This is a genomic window from Desulfopila sp. IMCC35008 (assembly GCF_010646885.2).
GTDB lineage: Bacteria > Desulfobacterota > Desulfobulbia > Desulfobulbales > Desulfocapsaceae > Desulfopila.
The window spans coordinates 4,580,318-4,600,044 of sequence record NZ_CP050700.1; the positions used below are offsets into that span (position 1 = coordinate 4,580,318).

Annotated in this window: 14 protein-coding genes and 1 tRNA gene; 5 read left to right on the forward strand and 10 right to left on the reverse strand. The window is 49.7% G+C overall.

Annotated elements, in window-relative coordinates; all coding sequences use genetic code 11:
• Positions 1-16 precede the first annotated feature (16 nt).
• Positions 17-92, reverse strand: a tRNA-Asn gene (locus GA520_RS19795).
• A gap of 165 nt (positions 93-257) precedes the next feature.
• Entirely contained in the window at positions 258-1,100 is an 843-nt protein-coding gene (locus GA520_RS19800) for a DUF4175 domain-containing protein (RefSeq protein WP_163337317.1), read from the reverse strand.
• A gap of 256 nt (positions 1,101-1,356) precedes the next feature.
• Here GA520_RS19800 and GA520_RS19805 point away from each other — a divergent pair, with 256 nt between their 5' ends.
• Positions 1,357-3,153 (forward strand): long-chain fatty acid--CoA ligase, encoded by a 1,797-nt coding sequence (locus GA520_RS19805; protein ID WP_163337318.1) that lies wholly within the window; start codon positions 1,357-1,359, stop codon positions 3,151-3,153.
• A 147-nt stretch (positions 3,154-3,300) separates the two neighbouring features.
• On the opposite strand, the gene GA520_RS19810 is transcribed toward GA520_RS19805, so the two are convergent.
• Entirely contained in the window at positions 3,301-5,454 is a 2,154-nt protein-coding gene (locus GA520_RS19810; RefSeq protein WP_163337319.1) for an alpha/beta fold hydrolase, read from the reverse strand.
• Between the two features lie 211 nt (positions 5,455-5,665).
• Between GA520_RS19810 and GA520_RS19815 the strand changes: the two genes are divergently transcribed.
• Positions 5,666-6,757, forward strand: coding sequence for a hypothetical protein (locus tag GA520_RS19815; RefSeq protein WP_163337320.1), 1,092 nt, complete (start codon positions 5,666-5,668; stop codon positions 6,755-6,757).
• A 4-nt stretch (positions 6,758-6,761) separates the two neighbouring features.
• Positions 6,762-7,655, forward strand: coding sequence for an arginase (gene rocF, locus GA520_RS19820; RefSeq protein ID WP_163337321.1), 894 nt, complete (start codon positions 6,762-6,764; stop codon positions 7,653-7,655).
• 68 nt (positions 7,656-7,723) lie between these two features.
• Here the strand turns inward: rocF and GA520_RS19825 are convergent, their stop codons facing one another.
• From GA520_RS19825 to GA520_RS19840, 4 genes are all read right to left on the reverse strand, one after another.
• Positions 7,724-9,055 (reverse strand): TRAP transporter large permease subunit, encoded by a 1,332-nt coding sequence (locus GA520_RS19825; RefSeq protein WP_163337322.1) that lies wholly within the window; start codon positions 9,053-9,055, stop codon positions 7,724-7,726.
• On the reverse strand, positions 9,055-9,603 hold the full coding sequence (locus GA520_RS19830; RefSeq protein WP_163337323.1) for a TRAP transporter small permease subunit: 549 nt from the start codon (positions 9,601-9,603) through the stop codon (positions 9,055-9,057). The genes GA520_RS19825 and GA520_RS19830 overlap by 1 nt, the downstream gene beginning before the upstream one ends.
• A 199-nt stretch (positions 9,604-9,802) precedes the next feature.
• Positions 9,803-10,876, reverse strand: a complete 1,074-nt coding sequence (locus GA520_RS19835; protein WP_163337324.1) for a TRAP transporter substrate-binding protein — start codon at positions 10,874-10,876, stop codon at positions 9,803-9,805.
• A gap of 284 nt (positions 10,877-11,160) precedes the next feature.
• Positions 11,161-11,862 carry a FadR/GntR family transcriptional regulator gene (locus GA520_RS19840; protein ID WP_163337325.1) on the reverse strand — a complete coding sequence of 234 codons (702 nt, stop codon included), beginning with the start codon at positions 11,860-11,862 and terminating at the stop codon, positions 11,161-11,163.
• 493 nt (positions 11,863-12,355) lie between these two features.
• On the opposite strand from GA520_RS19840, the gene cimA reads away from it, so the two are divergent.
• A complete protein-coding gene (gene cimA, locus GA520_RS19845; protein WP_163337326.1) occupies positions 12,356-13,951 on the forward strand; it encodes a citramalate synthase in 1,596 nt (531 codons plus the stop codon).
• 21 nt (positions 13,952-13,972) lie between these two features.
• Positions 13,973-14,500: a winged helix DNA-binding protein gene (locus tag GA520_RS19850; protein ID WP_163337327.1), complete on the forward strand. Its 528-nt coding sequence runs from the start codon at positions 13,973-13,975 to the stop codon at positions 14,498-14,500.
• A gap of 47 nt (positions 14,501-14,547) precedes the next feature.
• Here the strand turns inward: GA520_RS19850 and GA520_RS19855 are convergent, their stop codons facing one another.
• From GA520_RS19855 to GA520_RS19865, 3 genes are all read right to left on the reverse strand, one after another.
• A complete protein-coding gene (locus GA520_RS19855; RefSeq protein WP_163337328.1) occupies positions 14,548-17,697 on the reverse strand; it encodes a fibronectin type III domain-containing protein in 3,150 nt (1,049 codons plus the stop codon).
• A 151-nt stretch (positions 17,698-17,848) separates the two neighbouring features.
• Positions 17,849-19,150, reverse strand: coding sequence for a TRAP transporter large permease (locus tag GA520_RS19860; protein WP_163337329.1), 1,302 nt, complete (start codon positions 19,148-19,150; stop codon positions 17,849-17,851).
• Positions 19,143-19,724, reverse strand: a complete 582-nt coding sequence (locus tag GA520_RS19865; RefSeq protein ID WP_163337330.1) for a TRAP transporter small permease — start codon at positions 19,722-19,724, stop codon at positions 19,143-19,145. Before GA520_RS19865 ends, GA520_RS19860 begins: the two co-directional genes overlap by 8 nt.
• Between the last annotated feature and the right edge of the window lie 3 nt (positions 19,725-19,727).

Sequence of the window (19,727 nt, forward strand, 5' to 3'; positions counted from 1 at the left end):
ATCGGGCTGGTATACTTGGCTCCTCGGGACGGACTCGAACCGCCGACAAGGTGGTTAACAGCCACCCGCTCTACCAACTGAGCTACCGAGGATTAATCAAAATTCACAGGACAACAATTGAAATGCTCTCGCGGAAATCTTGTAGCGCGAGAATATATACTGGTGGCGTACCTGTGTCAATACATTTTTACATGTAGATTTGTTCTTTTTCTCTTTTCCATCCACAAGGAGCATTTAGCTTACCAAACAGACTCAGCTTAATTACCAAACAGCCCTTTAAGCCCTTCCATCATCTGCTCCGCCTGCTTCATCATTTCCTGGTCTTCCTGGGGGATTTGCTCCATCCTCTCCTGCTGAGCACCGGGGCTCATCTGGGGCATTTGGTTAGACTCAGGATCCTTGAGCCAATCAAGGGCATTCTTGGCCATTTGCCTGGCCATTGCATCCGCCTCTGCATCATACACTGCTTCAATTCCTTCCGGATGCTCAAAAACCTTGTCATCCACCTTGCCCTTTTCAACAGAGGTTGCAACCTGACTCATCTTGATGCCCATGATGTTCGCCTCCATCTTCAGGGTAACAGGCGTATCATGGATGTTATAAACAGTGCTTCCCATAACAGTTGTTCGATCACAGTCAAAACCAAACATCTTGGTCACATTCTGCTCAATCTCCCCCCCCATTCCGTGCATGATGTCACCGCCCATCTTTTCGCTGTTTGCCAAAACAGCTTTCTTTTCATCGGCAGTCAGCTTTTCAAACTCCTCTTTCATGTATTTGTTCGGATTCGCGGTCTTGGAGCCGGTACCCTCCGTCAGGTTATAACTGTAAACCCAATCGGGATCCGTGATCTCAACGGTATTATTCTCCATCTTCATACCCATCATGCTGGTTACCGTTTTCCGATAGGTTGCACTTCTCTTCCCGTGATCCTTGATGTAAAGGGTTTCCGTGCCCTTCTCCATACCGCCCAGTTCATACTGAACGGTAAGCGTTTTAAAGGGCAGTTTTTGCTCCCACGGAGTTCCCTTCTTCGCCTGAACCAGGCCCGGAATTACCAGCAATAGCGATAGCAACAAAATTCCCTTAATACGTCTCATAGTTTCCTCCTGCATAAAAGTGACCTAAAGAATAAAATTAAAAACCTGATAAACAAACCGGAACAAAGCAATAATAAAATGAATAGCTGAATGATTTCTTACAGATATTCTTACACCTTTTTTCTTTTTGCTGACAATAGAAAGTTTAAGGTACATACATTTTTGCAACATCTTTCTTGACTTCTGTTCCTGTCTGGCAGAGCATTAAAGTAGAAACCCTGACTATTCCATTGCTTAGTTTAGGGAGGTAGAAATATTGAATACTAGAACTGACCTCATTACCCCGGACACCGCCCCCACCATTCCTGCCCTTTTTAGAGAACGCGTAACGCGTGACCCGGAAGGGACTGCCTACCGTTATTATAATGCCATAGACATGGGCTGGCATGACATCAGCTGGCGTGAGATACAGCAGCGCATAGACCTCTGGAGATCTGCACTCATCCAGGAAGACCTTGCACCCGGTGAACGGGTGAGCATCATGCTGCCAAACAGCCCGGAATGGGTCTGTTTTGACCAGGCAGCACTGTCCCTTGGCCTCATCGTAGTACCACTCTACCTTAATGACAGACCTGTAAATATTGCCTACATCCTGGAAGACACCCAATCCCGTATCTTTCTCTGCCCAAGCCTCACTTGCTGGAAACAACTCGGTACCCTTTTTGACCGACTCGAATGTCTACAGCGCATTATTACAATCGACTATTGCCAATCGGATATCGACGACCCGCGCATTACCTGCATATCAGACTGGCTTCCCGTATCTCCCATGGAGAAATTACCGTACGACCCCAAACCGGAAGATACAGCTACAATAGTCTATACCTCCGGGACCACCGGCTCACCCAAAGGGGTGATGCTCAGTCATGAGAATTTAATATCGAATGCCTATGGGGGGAACAGTTGCGTGGATATTTTCAGGGATGACCTTTTCCTCTCCTTTCTTCCACTCTCGCATATGCTGGAACGAACAGCCGGTTACTATTTACCAATGATGGCAGGTGCGACAATTGCCTTTGCCCGCTCCATCGCGGAGTTACCTGAAGACCTCACGGTTATTCAACCAACGATACTGGTCGCCGTCCCAAGGATTTTTGAACGTGTACATACAGGTATAATGACCAAACTGGAAAAGGAATCAGCCCTCGTCAGAAAACTGTTCGCGACAGCCGTACAGATAGGCTGGAGAAACTTCGAGTACAACCAGAAGCGTGCCAAATGGTCTCCGGCCCTCCTCCTTCATTCGCTTTTCGACAGCCTTATCGCACGAAATATACGCGATAAAATGGGTGGAAAACTACGAATCATAATTAGCGGTGGCGCACCTTTATCTGCTGAGATTGCAAAAGTATTCATAAGTCTTGGTCTTCCCATATACCAGGGGTATGGACTCACCGAGACCAGCCCAATCATTTCCGTAAACAGGGTAGAAGATAACAACCCGGCTGGGGTTGGCTTACCACTTCCGGCAACGGAATTAAAGATCACACCCTCGGGGGAGCTCTTGGTCAGGGGGCCGGGAGTAATGCAAGGGTACTGGGAGAATCCACAGGCAACTGCGGAAACAATAGATAAAGATGGCTGGCTCCATACAGGTGACAAAGCAGAATTGGTCGATGATCATTTGCGAATCACCGGTAGGATCAAAGAAGTTATTGTCTTGAGCAACGGCGAAAAAGTGTCGCCGACAGACATTGAAATGGCAATTGCAGCCGACCCGATATTCGAACAGACCATGATCATCGGGGAAGGTCGCCCGTACCTGATCCTGCTTGGTGTTCTCGAAAAACAGCGCTGGCATGAACTTGCCAAGGAATTGCAACTCCCACCCACTGAAGAGTCTCTGCAGAACCCCCTGGTACACGACGCCATCTTAAAACGCACCGAACCCCTGTTGCAGGATTTCCCGGGTTATATATTTATTAAACGTGTCGTGCTTTCTCTTACCCCATGGTCCATTGAGAACGGGTTACTCACCCCTACCATGAAGATTCGCCGTAAAAACGTCTTAGAACACCTGCAGGATGAGATCGACAAAGCCTATAATTTCTGATCCCGACAGCCAGGAGGCTGCCGGAGAATACCCCACTGATTCTCCGTTATTTTATAAAAACAATGTTTGCAATATCGAATATATGGCTGTGCTTATTTCTTGAAAATGTCTCGATTTTGACCAAAACCTTTATTCTCGGACAGGCTCCTAGAGGCGGTTAATAAATGAGGTAATCGACTGACGGACTTTTTCCGCCCCATCTCCATTGATAAGTACATGTCGATCAAAACTAAACAGCTCAAACTGCTTTTCCTCACTCTGCAAGCGCTCATAAACCTTACGGCTGCTCGCCTCGTTTATAACCGGATTTTTATCACCCTGAACAATGAGCACCGGGCTTTTCACCTCAGTAAGCCGTGACTCTAACTGATCAAGCAGATCTCCCACCTCAAGAATACCCGCATACGGATTCTTGCGATAGTTGACATGGGGATTATCGGCAATAAAATCAAAAAACTGTTCCTGCTCACCCCCTCGCAGTCTTTTTACAATCCGTTTCCAGGTATCCGTGCTGGGCATGAAATTTGTTGAATAATCCTGGAGTCTCAGTGGCGGGCTTACAGCAACAACACCCGCCACACCCTTTATCCTGGACGCCGCCTCCAACGCCAGACTTGCTCCAACCGAGACACCGCATAAGACGACACTTCTACAAACCGACCTCATCAACACATAGGCCTCTTCCACCGCCTCTATCCATTCCCCATGTTTCCTGCCTGCGAGATCCCGTGATGATGTGCCGTGACCGGGTAGTCTCAGGCCATAGACCCAATACCCCCTACGCCACAACCTGTAACCGAGCTCTTTGACCTCTGCCGGGGCCGACAGGTAGCTGTGGATAAGCACCACCCCTTTCTTTTTCTTCAGGCCCGGCAACAGAAATGGTTTGCCAAGCCGTTTCCTCTCCAGATCGTCTCCATATCCGTAATCAATATAATCCTGCCGATACTGCTGCGTTCCCTTTACATACAAAGTGCGGAGAATATTAAAACGAAGGAGAATGTTTGGTTGTATAGCGAGCAAGACCAATAAGCGATGCAACTTCGACAGCGGCTCAATCTCGTTTGCCATCATCTCAATCGGGTTATCAATACGGCTCCTGTGAAAAGATATTGGGGCTGCCAATCGGCTCCGGTCAATCTCAAGACAACCATCCTTTTTTTTGAGGACTTTTTTTTCCAGTGCCAGCTTCAGGAAGTTATCGAATTTATCATAGCGGTCATCGGTCAGCAGATGTGCCTGGCTTCCACGCAGCGACTTATGGATATAGAGCTTTTTGTGTTCTGTAGCAGCAATTTTTGAGGCTGCAAGAAACACCCGCTTACGCAAACCGCGCTCACAATTTTGCTTAAATGGTACCATGCGTAAAAAAGAGGCGAAGAGGTGCTCATGATTTACCGTGGTCATGTTGTAGATTTCGGTCATATACCGCTGCATGATCTCATCAGCCAGCAATTTCATGGCATCCTTAAGTTCCGGGGACATCATAAAACCTGAAATATCCTGCTTTTTTAACTTCCCCTGTATAGCCGGTCTCTCAAGATATGATGCTATATTGATAGGTTCACCAAAACGCACGTCTATATCAACACCGGATAGGAGCATGGTCCCTTCGATCATGATCTCTTCTACCATTCGCTCTGATAAATCCTTCACCATCTTCGAGGCCAAGGTGGACATCACATTTTCACGCGCCCTGACAGGATAGTAAGTAAGGTTAACCGGCACAATCGAGGTTGAAGATGTACTGACCTGCTCAATGGATTCCATATCGAAGAATTCAAGCATCCTGGCCGGATCACTGTCCTCTGCCAGCCCCGCATTCAGGAGTCTTCGTCGAAACAGCTCACTGCGCAGCGCCAAGGCCGCTGCTCCGGTATGCGGCCGCCGTACACCCGTGGGACCGGCCACCATGAACTTACCCCGCTCCATAACCTGTTTCGTTTTGACCATGCTGCCTTCAGGAAAAATGATCCAATTGGCCTCATTCGTCAGCAACGAGCGTACAATTAGTTCATCGCGTTTAGGGTCGGCGGTGGAGATAACCCCCACCATGTCAAAAAATCTCTCTAACCCGCCCTGGAACAGCCCTGAATGGGCAAGTGACCAGACCGGTTTATCTGTCTGGCGGTATATATAATAGGGCAGGAGCAATGTCTCGATCCTGGTAAAATGATTGATAACAAAAATGGTCGGGCCATCCGGAATATTCCCTCCACCATGCAGAACGACATCCGCCTTTGTCAGATTGGAAAGGGCCTTTATGGCCAGGCCGGTAGTAAGATAGGCATTTCGATTCATAATTACCCAAAGGATCAATTGAACCAACTAAAGTTCCAGGCTATACTTCAACTATATGGAAATCCTTGAAAACGGTCAAGTTTTGTAATTATTACGATTTTTTTGACCCGCGGCTATCGCCTTGACTTTGTATACAAAAACTGTTTACATCCCTTGTCATTCACAACTAAGCTCTTACCGTACGGAAAAATAACAACATACGAGGTGACGCATGGCACTTAATCTTTCCTACAATTCCCCCGACTTCTCTCTGCCGCAATTTACAAATTCCCCGGCAGCCCAGATGGAGGCCGCACCGGCCGACGGTATTGCCCCTAAGATGTACCACGCCACTTCCAACCTCCCAGAATACATCAAGACAGAAGCAGGAGACTGGCTGCTCGCCCCCGAAGGCAGAATGGATGCGGTTCTGGTCAGTCGTGGTTCCGGCCTGGAGGTTGTCGAAGCCAGGAGGCTTGTAAAAGGTGACATGGTCATCATCGGCCGAACCGAAAATGCAGAAGAAGGTATCTACGTTCACGACCAGTGTTTCGAGGAAAAAACAGAGAGTGAAGATAAGTTTGCCTTTCGCTCACGCGGCACCCGCGAGACCCCTTTTTCTTATTCTTACGACAGCCTTTACGATATTCTCAAACACGACAGGGACAACGGACATATTGTCTGGGTTCTCGGTCCTGCCGTGGCCTTCGACAAAGACAGCCGGGACGCCATGCAGGGACTCATTGAAAACGGATTTTGCCACGGTCTCATGGCGGGTAATGCCCTTGCCACCCATGATATCGAGGCCGCATTTTTCGGCACCGGCCTGGGCCAGAATATCTACAGCCAGACCCTTCAGCCCATGGGGCACTACAACCACCTTGATATCTTAAACGATGTGCGAAAGGCGGGCTCTATCAAACAGGCATTGGTGGATCTGGACATAAAAGACGGCATCATGTACGCCTGTGAGAAGAAAAAGGTGCCCTATATCCTGGCTGGCTCAATTCGCGATGATGGACCACTCCCGGAAATTGTACCCAATGTGTATGATGCCCAAAATAAAATGCGAGAACATGCCCGAAAAGCAACAACGGTCATCTGTATGGCCACCCAACTGCATTCCATCGCCTTCGGCAACATGACGCCTAGCTACAAAATCCTAGAGGACGGAACCATACGTCCGGTCTATTTCTACATTGTCGACATGTCCGAATTTAGTGCGGACAAACTGGCTAACCGAGGGTCCGCACAAGCACAGGCCATTCTGACCAATGTTCAGGATTTTATTGTCAACCTCTGGAACCACCTGAAAAAACACTAAGATCATGACAACCAAAAAAGTCCGTATTATTGGCGTGCCCATGGACCTCGGCCAAAACCAGAGAGGGGTCGACATGGGACCAAGTGCCATCCGATACGCACACCTCGCCCCGACCCTGCAAGAGCTGGGCTATACCACCGAGGATAGTGGCAATATCAATATACCCGGTCATTACAGCCTCAAGGACACCAGTTTTCAGGAGCGACTGGCCCCTATCCGAAAAGGATGTGAAGCCGCCTACCAGTTAGGCAGGGAGGCTGTTGCCAATGATGAGATTCCGCTCTTTCTGGGTGGTGACCACTCATCTTCTGTCGGCACCATTGGGGGGGTTACTCACGAAAGTCCTGCCGGGGTTATATGGGTAGATGCCCATGGTGATTTCAACACCCCGGCCACCTCAGAGAGCTGCAACGTACATGGCATGTCCCTTGCCATTCTGCTGGGTAAAGGAAGCCCCGAACTTGTTAATGTGGGCAGGCCCGGCCCCAAGATTCTACCTCAGCATGTGGTAATGCTCGGCATACGAGACCTGGATCGTGAAGAAAAAAAGATGCTGCGCGACTCCGGTGTCACGATCTTCACCATGCGCGACATCGACGAATACGGCATGCATGCTGTCTTAGTGAAGACCCTGAAGAAGCTCGAGATGCTTGATAGAATCCACATCAGTCTGGACATGGACGTGATGGACCCCATCTCCGCCCCTGGCGTAGGAACTCCAAGCCACGGCGGATTAACCTATCGCGAAGGTCAACTCATCATGGAGACTATCGCTGACAGCGGCAAACTGCTTTCCGCCGACATTATGGAGATCAACCCAATTCTCGACGTGGGTAATCAAACCGCCAAGATGGCTGTGTCACTAGCTGCATCTCTTTTCGGGAAATCAATAATCTGAACTATCTGACCCGACAGTAGAAATAAAAAGCCCCCTTGTATTTTGCAAGGGGGCTTTTTATTTCAGTCCTACTGAAAACCGTAAAATTCGGGAAACACAACAATCGAAATCAACACCGCAACCTGTATCACAATAAAGGGCACAACTCCCCGATAGAGGTCCACCGTCCGCACCTCGGGCGGACAGACACCTTTAAGATAAAACAGCGAAAACCCGAAAGGCGGCGTCAGAAAAGAGGTCTGCAGATTCATGGCGATCAGGATAGCAAACCAAAGCGGATTAAGGCCGATAATATCAGCAATCGGCAGCAGAATGGGCACCACGATATAGGAAATCTCAATAAAGTCAATGAAGAACCCAAGCAGCATGATAGACAGCATGGACAACAGCAAAAAGGTCCACTTCTGACCAGGCAGGTTGGTGAGTGCATCCTCAACCAGGTAATCCGCACCACTATATACGAAGACCATGGAAAAGGCCGTCGCACCGATGAGGATGGCAAAGACCATGGCGGTTATCTTGACCGTTTCCAGCGCTGCTTCCTCGACAATCCGCAGGCTCAGTTTCTTATACATGGCTGCCAGGACAAGTGCACCAACACTACCAACTGAGGCGGACTCCGTGGGTGTAGCGATCCCGGCGAAGATGGAACCCAAAACCATCACGATAAGAGTCAGTGGCGGGAAAATTGCGATAATCGCCCTCTTCACATTGCCCAGACGACTCCCTTCCTGAACCGGTATAGGCGGTGCCACTTCTTTATTCAGAAAAGACCAGACCAGGATATACGCAGTATAGCAGACCACCAGGATGAGACCGGGAGCAATCGCCGCCTGGAAAAGATCACCGACAGGTTGCTGAAACACGTCGCCTAAAATGATAAGCACGATGGACGGTGGAATAATCTGCCCCAGGGTTCCCGCCGCACAGATAGTTCCGGTGGCCAGTTTTTTGGAATAGCCGTATTTAAGCATTACGGGGAGTGAGATAACACCCATAGCCACAACTGAGGCTCCCACCACTCCGGTAGACGCCGCAAGCAATGTTCCCACAATAACCGTACTGACCGCAACCCCACCCCGGATTTTGCCAAACAAGGTCCCCATGGCCTCCAGGAGTCGTTCCGCCAGATCCGATTTCTGCAGGATGATGCCCATGAAAATAAAAAGTGGAATCGCCATCAGGATCGTATTGTTCATGATGGAGTAGATACGAAACGGCATCATTGAGAACATCTGCAGGAACTCTTCCACCACCAGGACAAAGGTTAGATCAGGAGCAAGCTCGACAATCGCAGCCAGGATACCGAAAAAGATAGACACCGAGCCAAAGGTGAAAGCCACAGGATAACCGATAGACAGCATCAGCAGGGCGGCAAAAAACATTATTACTCCAACCATTATTTCACCTCACCCAGGCTCGAAGCCTCATCCAGCCCTTCACCGGCTTTGTACTTCCGATACAGATTAATATTCTTGATGGTATAACCGACAGAAGAAAAAACGAGACAACCAAACGCCAGGGGAACCATTCCCTTAATGATCCATCGATATGGCAAACCGCCGGGATCTTCTGAAATCTCACCAGTGGAATAGGCGTCGTACACAAAATCGAACGATCCGAAAAAAATAAGCAGGGCCAGGGGCAACAGGAAAAATATGGTGCCGATGATATTGATTATTGCCTTGGTCTTCGGCTTATATCGGTCATACAAAAAATCAACGCGAACATGACCTTCGTCGAGCAGGCCGACTGATACACCGAAAAGTATGATGACCGCAAAGAGATGCCATTCCATCTCCTGCATCCCCACGGAACTGTTGTGAAAAAAATACCTCATGATAACGTCAAAAAAGACGTTTAAGGTCATCAGGACAAGCAGGAAAGAGAGTATCTTCCCACCTATCCTGTTCAACCTGTCGTAAAACTCTTCTATCCTGATCAACATAGTTACGCTCCTGCCGACACCCGTTTAGCAACGTGCGGGTGCTTTGATCCAATCATTATCCTTCCCCGATGAGTCACAGATTATCTGCGCTACTACTGGAACTTACCACAAAAAAATAAATTTTCATAAGCGATAAAAAAAACCGTCCATTCCCCATTACGGAGAATGGACGGTTTCTCAGCCATCAAACAAAGATGATTTATTCCTCAACCATCTCTGATGTCTGGATATAGTAGTAGTCGGACATTTTCGTCCAGGTACGGGCCATACCCATGTATTCCTTCTGGGATTCGTAGATTTCCTTGAAGTCTGCATCCTGGGCGGCATACCCTTCCATCACTTCGTCGGTGGCTTTTTTCATGGCCTGCAGTACTTCTTTCGGGAAGGTCATTACCTTGATGTTCGGGAAGGCGGTCTTCATCTCAGCCCAGGCCTTGGCACTGGCATCGAAGTTCTCACTGTACATATCATGGGTAACAGCCTGCATTGCGGTCTTTAAGACAGCCTGGTATTCCGCCGGCAGTTTTTCCATTTCCTTCTTGTTAATCAGGAACTGCATTTCAGAGGCAGGCTCATGCCAACCTGTGTAATAAAATGGAGCGACCTTATGGAAACCCATCTTGATATCCATACCGGGCCCAACCCATTCCAGGGCGTCGATGGTACCACGATCAAGCGAGGTGTAGAGTTCTCCAGGTGGAATATTGGTTACGTTAACTCCAAGCTTCGCGAAAACCTCTCCGGCCAGACCGGGGATACGCATCTTCAGCCCCTTCAGGTCATCAAGAGACTTGATCTCTTTTCTAAACCAACCACCCATCTGAACACCGGTATTACCCCCCGGATACGATAAAACATTAAACTTATCGTACAGCTTCTGCTGCAGTTCCATGCCCTTATCATAGTACAACCAGGCATACTGTTCCTGGGCAGTCATACCAAAGGGAACCGTGGTGAAAAAGACTGAAGAGATATTCTTGCCTTTCCAGTAATATGAAGCGGTATGGCCCATTTCGAACTGACCGCCCTTGACCATATCGAGAATCCCGAGGGGCGCCTTGTGTTTTTCGGAACCTTCAACGCGGATTTCAAAATTACCGCCGGTCATTTCACTTACCATTTTGGCAAGCTTAGGTGCCGGTGAGGCAAGCGGGGTCAGGGTGCTGGACCATGTGGTGGCTAATTTCCAGCGGATTTTCTTTGCTGCCATTGCAGGTGAGGCAACCATCATGCAAGTGGCAAACACTGCAGCAATCTTTACAAATTTTTTCATTTCTCCTCCTGTTACTTGATTATTACGTATATACCATTTCGGAGAAAATATAATGAACCTGTCTACCCAGACACACCTCACAATCTTCTGCCGACACGACATATCTAATATGATCAAGGAAAGATCGCAAGTTGAGAAACAAGGTTTACATCAAGAAAAGTATGACAAGGGCAATAGCTTGTGCAAAATGGCAAGCACCGTTGCAACAAGTGAGGAAAAAGAAAGCCCGGCCTTTTACCATACAGGCCGGGTTTATAGGTCAAGCGGTTATGAGTCCAGCAAGACTAACGCAGACGGAAATACTTCTGCACATACTTAATATGGGTGCGCATTGCCACATCAGCACGTTCCGGCTCGTGATCCCGGATAGAATTATACACCTCCCTATGATGATCGATTACATCATGAAGGGTCGATGTTTCCTGATACATATGTGTCAGGTTCTTTTTGATGCCGATAAACAGGAAATCGTAAAAATTCCGCATCAGATGGATGAGCACAGGATTTTTCGAGGCAAATGCAACAGCCATATGAAAGGCGGCATCGGCCTCTGTACTGATCTTATCCGTCGCCTCCAACGCCTCCTCCATCTCTTCGAGGCTGCGCTCAAGTGAGAGAATATCACTCTCGGTTGCCCGCAGGGCTGCCAGCATGGCGGCGTTGCACTCGAGCCCCATACGCACTTCAAGTAAATCATCCAGGGTAGCGTCTTCAGTGGCCATTGCGGCAGCCAACGGATTGCCCTTTCGACTATCCGGTGAGCTGACAAAGGTACCCTGTCCCTGCCGATGTTCGAGCAGGCCCATGGTCACGAGCTTGTTAATCGCATTACGGACAGATGTCCGGCTCACTGCCATCGAAACGGCTAATTCACGCTCGGGCAGGATCTGTTGGCCCGGCTTAAATTCACCTTTATATATAAGTTCCCGGATCTGCTCAAAAACCTGATCCGATATCCGCTTTGGTTTAATAGGTTTTAACTTCATGTCGTTCTTCTGTAGAGAATTAAAGAGGCAGCGAATTTTTTCCGAAAATCACGGTCTGTTCTGCATACCCATATTTTTATTGTTATATCAAGATATTGATGAGACTGATAAAGTAACGACCATTGAAAAACAAAATGCCTTGCCAATTGGTACTACCATTATCAACAACCAGTTCTCAACGACTCAGGGTGAAGCAGTATCACCGAAAGGACTATTATGCCGTACTTCAGCAAAACTTTCAACACTCTTACTCTTTTTAACATAAGGAAATGCTCCGCACCACCCTTATTGGTACTACCATTTTGCCATATTTCAACGAGTTCAATGGTTGTAAAAATATACCCATAATCTGTTTTGGGGTCTGCTTTCTACAGTAGAAAACATATTTATTTGCATTTTTGCATTTTTTTTATACTATGGGAGGTTCCACAATCCACCAACATCAACCCTCCATCCCAATTCTAAATATTCAGTGAAGGACATAAGAGCAGTTATGGGGAGATCAATAGAAATCTACGACACCACACTTCGTGATGGCACACAGGCCGAAAACTTTAATCTTTCCGTCGAGGACAAGATACGAATCACCAAAGCCCTGGACGAATTTGGCATAGATTTTATTGAAGGCGGTTGGCCCGGGTCAAACCCCATTTCCGTAGAATATTTCCGCAAGATGCGAGGGATCAGGCTCAAACATGCAAAACTAGCCGCTTTCGGCTCCACCAGGCACTTCAAGAATCAGCCTGAAGACGACCCGAACCTGCAGGCCCTCCTGGACGCCACTCCCCAGACCATCACCATTTTTGGCAAAAGCTGGGATATACATGTAACGGAAGCACTCCATATCGAACTTGATGATAACTTGTTGATCATTGAGGACACCCTGGCTTATCTCAGGCCCCACGTTGAACACCTGATCTACGATGCCGAACATTTTTTTGACGGCTATAAAAATAATCAGGAATACGCCCTGGAAACATTGGCTCGAGCCGCTGCAGGCGGTGCAGAAACTATTGTCCTCTGCGACACAAACGGTGGCACCTTGCCTTTTGAGATAGGCCCGATTATTGAGCATGTTCTAAAATACCTCAGGGAAAACGGGGCCGATGTGAAACTTGGCATTCACCCGCACAACGATTCGGAATCGGCCGTCGCAAACGCCCTGCTGGCCATATCTGCCGGGGCAGATCACGTCCAGGGAACCATCAATGGTTTCGGGGAACGCTGCGGCAATGCCAATCTGACCTCAATTATACCTGCCCTGGTCTTCAAGATGGGACTGGCATGTACCGTGCGTGAAAATATTGACAAACTCTACACCACCTCAAGACTGGTGAACGAGTTGGCGAACCTCCCCCACAACCGCTACCAACCATATGTCGGTGAGTCGGCCTTTGCCCATAAGGGAGGCATTCATGTCAGCGCCGTCAAACGGAACCCCCTCACCTATGAGCATATCGAGCCGGACAAGGTGGGCAACATCAGGCGGGTTCTCATCTCCGACCAGTCGGGGCGCGCCAACATATTGCACAAGGCGAAACAGTGGGGCATCAAGCTTGATGCAGGCGATCCGGTACTGGCGACCATCATCAGCGAATTGAAAGAAAAGGAAAACCTTGGCTATATGTACGAAGGTGCTGAGGCGAGTTTTGAAAACCTGATGCGCCGGGCAATGGGACTGCAGCGCAATTATTTCAAGTTCGAGACATTCAGAGTGATGAACCACAAGTACAGGATGGACAAACCGCCACTCACCGAAGCAACAATACGGTTATACGTTGGCGGCTCCGAAGTCCATACCGCCTCCATGGGAGACGGCCCTGTCAACGCCCTGGACAAGGCCATGCGTAAAGCCCTGGTTCGCTTTTACCCCTGCCTTGAAGAAATGGAACTGGCCGACTACAAGGTCAGGGTTCTCTCCGGCGAGCACGGCACCGAAGCCAGGGTCCGGGTTCTTGTGGAAAGCAAGGATAAAGTGTGCAGATGGGGGACAGTCGGCGTCTCCGTCAATATTATTGAAGCCAGTTGGCAGGCCTTAGTCGACAGTATCAACTACAAGTTAATGAAGGAAGAGAACAAAAAGAAGTAACCCCAACAAACGAGGCTCCCCATGAATGAGAATAACCGATCGGATGATATAACCCCCATCGTTTCATCGGAACATCTCGCATCACCTGACAGTTGGCAACTCAGTGAATTCGAATATGGCATGATTATCGCGTACAACGCCTTCTCGCGTTGGATGATCCGCTGCATGGGGGCGGCCGGGCATGTCGATTTCAGCCCACTGGATATCCTCGTACTGCATAACGTCAACCACCGGCAGAGAGAAAAGCGATTAATCGACATCTGCTTCGTACTACATGTCGAAGACCAGCACACCGTTAATTACTCGTTGAAAAAACTGGTCAAGGCAGAACTTGTAGGTCGGGAAAAACGAGGCAAAGAGATTTTTTACTTCGCTACGGAAAAAGGTAGAACCGCCTGCCAGGAATACCGTGAAATCAGGGAGAAATGCCTCACCTCCACCTATCGCGCCATGGACCAGGAGAGTGATGAGATGCGCAATGCTGCAGCCTTGCTGCGATTGATGTCCGGGATTTATGATCAGGCCTCGAGGGCTGCTTCTTCACTGTAGATATCCATCATACCTGGCCGCCCATCTTCTTATACAAAAGGGACATCTCAGAATTTACCGAGAATGCGTATCGCGTCCTGCAAGGTCAACCTGCTGTCGCCGTCACTATCGGCATTGGGGCCGACAGATCCGCTATAGCTCTCCGTGAGTAGCTGAAGGATTGCCACCGCATCGGCGACACCGACCTTGCCGTTACCATCCACATCCCCTGCTAAAGACACTTTTTCAATGGTTGCCACCAGGTCGCCGGAAAGTCGATAATAATCATCAATGGACAGTGAGCTGTACTCATCACCGCCAAACGCATCATACCCATCTCCTGACTTATTGCCAAAACCATTGCTCAGCGCACGACGGACTCTTGTCTGGTTCCAACCATCCTGTTGAGACAGCAGGTTGAGCAGCTCACAGAGTTGCTGGCCATAGCGCATAGCCTTCATCCTGATGGTGGCGATCCTGCCGTCGAAACTGCCGTGGCCGGGCACGCTATCTCCTGACAGAAAGAGAGACAGGTTCGCATCATAACTATCTGCCGAGCCCCAATCCGTCCGGAAGGAATCCCAGTAAGGCAAACCGCCGGTCATACCGTGCGACCAGTGCATTAATATCTGCGCACTATGATCCTTGAGGGCATCGGTTCGTTTTGGTCCCGTCCCATACCACCACCTCTGTTCAGGCTCCTGCTCCAGGTAATGGCGGTACCGGTCATGCCGGTAATCCCAGCTCCGGCCATCACCCTGGGCCCGCACGTTGGCAATAGTTTTCAATTGCCCCCAATTCTGTTGCCACCTTGAACTGGTGTCGATCCGCAGATGCAGTGTTGTATCGGGCGCGTCCGCCTCATCCCAGCCTGCGCGGGCCAACCCCATAAACAGGGCATCAGCACGAAAATCGTCGGCAACATACTGTTCTTCCAGGGTCCAGAGGGAATGGGTGTTGCTATAATCCCACTTATTATTGAGATATAACTGAAAAGCGGTTTTCCAGCCGTTGGCCTGAGCATATTCGGCAAACTGTCGCCAGACGTTCTTACTACCAACGGCAAATGATGTCGGAAATGCCTTCATCACATCAGGCGCTTCCTGCATAAACGTCTGCCGGGAACTGCCACCGGCATCCAGCAACCCTTTCCAATAAGAATATCCTGAACCGGCAGCGTCATATCCGTGGTCAGGATCAGACAAGCTCATGGGCCAGCCCTCAAAACCTGTGGTATAGAAGTTAGCAATGGGCGTGTTTTCCCCCGGCCCGTGATACGGATAATCCGGATGTTCCGGGGAAAATGCAGATCCGTCAAAAAACGGACCGTACCTGTCGGCAAATTCCGCCCAGTTGCTTATTGTCCTGGTTGTACCGTTACCGGTGAGAGCAGGCGCCCTGTCCGCACTCCATGATTCACTCCAGCCGTAAGGCAGAGTATTGGGAACCATCCGGTGTTTATGGGCTGTCTGGAAAACCTGATAGCGCGATCCCTCACTGTTCCATTTGTTACCATATCCGTTCAGATCGAGAAAAAAAGTCGGGGTATCGGGCAGAACCGTTGAAGCCACATCAACTTGCAGGGCAATGGTCAGAGAAGCAGCCAGCTGATCTGCATCAAGCTGAAGCGTACCAGTGTACGTACCGGGAGAAAGCTCGCGCGGGACATACACATCGGCCCAGACACCCCGGTATGTCAAGTTCGGGAATGAGCCAAAATCAAACTCGGTGGCAAAGGGAGCAGAAAGCGGGATGGCAGGATCAGGATAGGAGACGGCTCCATCAGTATAATGCAGCCGAAAAAGCTCAATGTTCCTGGAAGCCGGAATAATTTCGTCACCAGGACCTATCAGATCAGATGGAGTGACCGACACTCCTGTAAGCTCAGCGGCCAGTTTTTGAATGATAACCTGAAAACCAATAACCTGGTTGCGAACAGCCCGCAGGTAAATAGTATTTGCTGCCGAATCCCATACCGGGTTCGCTTTTTTGTAATCATCGTCTCCCGAGCCGGTATAACCATCAGCCATTCGATTGCCGGTCACGGGATTAACCTTGGCGAGTTCGGAGCAGGCCCAGTAATTCAATACACCAGGATGGCCGGAAATTGCTTTACCTGACGCATCAGGTGTAATGTAGCCGGAACTCAAAAATACCGGGCTCGTTGCCTCCGCCGGAAGCTCCACAGTTGCAGCGACTGGAGTCGAGGTATTACCCAGCTCGTCATAGGCCTGTACCCATACCGAATAGGTACCTTGCGGAGTCAGGTTTTCCAGCAACAGCCGGTCCACACTCCCGGGTTGCCCAGGACGCGGAATCCTCCACCTCTCCACCTCCGTGGCCGCCGTAAAGTCACCATCCGTCCCGTACCGGACATTGTATCCAAAGACCCTGCTGCCATCCGGGTTTGACGGGGCAGTAAAAGAGACAACCATTTCACCAGTCCATTCACCTGGCTCCGCAGCAACCCCACCAACATCTTCCGGCGGCGTTGAGTCCGTTGCAGCTAAGCTCCTCATCAAAAGCCTCGGCCGCCGGGAAGTTGCTGCCTCTGACGAGTAAATTGCCGGATTTCCGTTATCGAAGCCAAACCTCGGATCGGTTACCACAAGACCGGGATTATCCAGTATCATGGCATAGACAATGGCTGGATCAAGTTTCATGGCTACCCAGGTTTCACCATCCTTTTCATATTTTCTGAATCTGTCGCTCTGCTTATAACCGAAATCAACCAATGTCCCGAAATTGCCGAACGTTACAGTTGAAAAATCACTCCCGGGATACGACCACTCCACATCGGGATAGCTTTTCCAACGCCAGCAGGAATCCCCCGTTGCAGCGGCTGAATTCTGCTGACCACCTTCCTCCCATTCACTGTTGATGGTGGAGACTACCAGACTGTTCACAATGGAACCGCCGTAGAGACAAAGGTGCAGCTCAGCTTCCTCAACAACCCTGCCAGCATAGGATGTCAGATCCCAGCCAAGAGCCAATGGGTCATCATATCCTTTGATCCGAATGACAGATTTTGCACCATTGTTATACAGCCACTCGCTCTGTCCTGACGGACCATTATAGAAGGCAAACTGGTTATCACGTATGGCAAGGACTTCATCAACACCGGTGTCACCGGCATCCATCCAGCCCATAGCGGTGGTGGAGCAAAATAAAAAGTAGAGGGAAAGGGATGCAGTTTGGAACAGTCGTAATCTTTTCATGGCGGATCCACGTAGATGACACAGGTCATTGCTCTCTGGGTTGTTGAACAAATTGTATTACAATTCAACCAGTTGCTCAACAATAAATACGAGAGGCACCGCCCTTGAAGCTGACTGCTGCAAGTTTGTTATATGAATAAACGAATGATACTCAGGCTCCCATCATTGTTGGCAGGATTGTAACAATTTGTGGAACCGCAACGATAATAGCAAGCGCCAGCAGCAAAAGAAGAAAGAAAGGGATCGCCGCCCAGGCCACCCGCAGGATGTTCATACCGGTAAGCCCCTGAATGACAAAGAGGTTGAAACCAACCGGCGGTGTTATCTGCGACATCTCCACGACAATAACCACAAAGATGCCGAACCAGAGCGGATCGATCCCTGCCTGCTCCACCATCGGCATAATGACCGAAGTCGTCAGAACAACAACAGAGATGCCGTCCAGAAAACAGCCCAAAACGATAAAAAACAGGGTGAGTGCCCCAAGCAAAGCATAAGGTGAAAGCTGCATGGTCGATATCCAGGCAGCGAGCAATTTCGGAATACCGGTAAAGCCCATGGCAACGGTGAGAAATGCGGCACCTGCCAGGATGAAGGCGATCATGCAGGAAGTTTTTGTGGCACCAAGCAACCCTTCAATAAACGTCGTACGATTCAGGGTTCCCGTATACCTGGAAAGCACCAGGGCTAGGACCACCCCTACAGCAGCCGCATCTGTTGGTGAGGCGATACCAGAATAGATAGAACCGATCACACCACCGATAAGTAACACAACGGGAATCAACCCACGGGATCGCCGAAGTTTCTCAGAGAGAGGCAGGCTCGCTTCCCCTTTCGGAATCGCCTTGTGGTTTAGCAGCGACCAGATAACCACATAACCGATAAACATGGTGACCAGCAGCATGCCCGGCAACACTCCTGCAATAAAAAGCCGGGCAATGGATTGTTCTGTGGCAACCCCATAGACAATCAGGATTATTGAAGGCGGGATGAGCAGGCCCAGGGTGGCGGAACCCGCCAGGGTGCCGATCATCATATTTTCCGGATAGCCGCGACGGGCAAGTTCAGGGATCGACATCTTGCCGATAGTGGCCGCCGTTGCGGCCGAGGAGCCTGAAACCGCCGCAAAGATACCGCAACCAAGGATATTGACATGCAGTAAACGCCCCGGCAGATGAGTAAGCCAGGGCGACAGACCGGTAAACATATCTTCTGAGAGGCGAGAGCGAAAAAGGATCTCTCCCATCCAGATAAAAAGAGGTAAGGCCGCAAGGGCCCAACCGTTACTGGCTCCCCAGACTGTAGTTGCCAGCACGTCGCCGAGCGGGGCCTCGGTAAAAAGAGCCATCCCCGCCATCCCGACCGCAAACAGGGAGAAAGCGACCCAGACGCCGCTGCCCAGCAGGGCAAACAGCATGAGCAGCAGAACAATGGTCATGGATAATTCAGACATCACTCTCCTCCTGCGCGTCCCCTTCCACCTTGAGCAACTTCTCACCCTTATCGAAGTAACTGGGTGGCCTGCCTGCTACAACGCGAACAAATTCATCCAGGAGGGAGATAAGCAACACAATCAACCCGATAAGCATACCCGACTGCGGAATCCAGATGGGTACGGCGATCATGCCGGCCGAAAGGTCGTTATAGACATAGGACTCATGGACCAGCCGTGCCGTATACCAGACGAAATAACCTGCGATAAACGTAGCCAACCCAACGCACCATACTTCAAACAACCGCCGTATTCCCTCAGGAAGGTTGCCGATAACCAGTGTCACCCGGATATGACCACCCTCTCGCAGAGTATAGGCCAGGGCCAAGAAAGAAGCCGAAGCCAGAAAAAAACCTGTGAAATCGGCGTAAGAGGGAATGGTGAGCCCGATGGCTGAGCCAGTCAGGACTGTACTGAGCCGATCTACCAGGTTCAGTGTCACCTGCATCACGACCAGCAGACAGATAAGGGCAATAAATCCTGCCCCGACCCAGCCGCTCACGAGATATAACCTGTCGAGTATCTTTCTCACCATTCC

Bases quoted from the DNA above. Each gene is read 5' to 3' on its own strand.
- GA520_RS19800 (WP_163337317.1), bottom strand. From the start codon at position 1,100: ATGAGACGTATTAAGGGAATTTTGTTGCTATCGCTATTGCTGGTAATT.
- GA520_RS19810 (WP_163337319.1), bottom strand. From the start codon at position 5,454: ATGAATCGAAATGCCTATCTTACTACCGGCCTGGCCATAAAGGCCCTT.
- GA520_RS19815 (WP_163337320.1), top strand. From the start codon at position 5,666: ATGGCACTTAATCTTTCCTACAATTCCCCCGACTTCTCTCTGCCGCAA.
- rocF (WP_163337321.1), top strand. From the start codon at position 6,762: ATGACAACCAAAAAAGTCCGTATTATTGGCGTGCCCATGGACCTCGGC.
- GA520_RS19825 (WP_163337322.1), bottom strand. From the start codon at position 9,055: ATGGTTGGAGTAATAATGTTTTTTGCCGCCCTGCTGATGCTGTCTATC.
- GA520_RS19830 (WP_163337323.1), bottom strand. From the start codon at position 9,603: ATGTTGATCAGGATAGAAGAGTTTTACGACAGGTTGAACAGGATAGGT.
- GA520_RS19835 (WP_163337324.1), bottom strand. From the start codon at position 10,876: ATGAAAAAATTTGTAAAGATTGCTGCAGTGTTTGCCACTTGCATGATG.
- GA520_RS19840 (WP_163337325.1), bottom strand. From the start codon at position 11,862: ATGAAGTTAAAACCTATTAAACCAAAGCGGATATCGGATCAGGTTTTT.
- cimA (WP_163337326.1), top strand. From the start codon at position 12,356: ATGGGGAGATCAATAGAAATCTACGACACCACACTTCGTGATGGCACA.
- GA520_RS19850 (WP_163337327.1), top strand. From the start codon at position 13,973: ATGAATGAGAATAACCGATCGGATGATATAACCCCCATCGTTTCATCG.
- GA520_RS19855 (WP_163337328.1), bottom strand. From the start codon at position 17,697: ATGAAAAGATTACGACTGTTCCAAACTGCATCCCTTTCCCTCTACTTT.
- GA520_RS19860 (WP_163337329.1), bottom strand. From the start codon at position 19,150: ATGTCTGAATTATCCATGACCATTGTTCTGCTGCTCATGCTGTTTGCC.
- GA520_RS19865 (WP_163337330.1), bottom strand. From the start codon at position 19,724: ATGGTGAGAAAGATACTCGACAGGTTATATCTCGTGAGCGGCTGGGTC.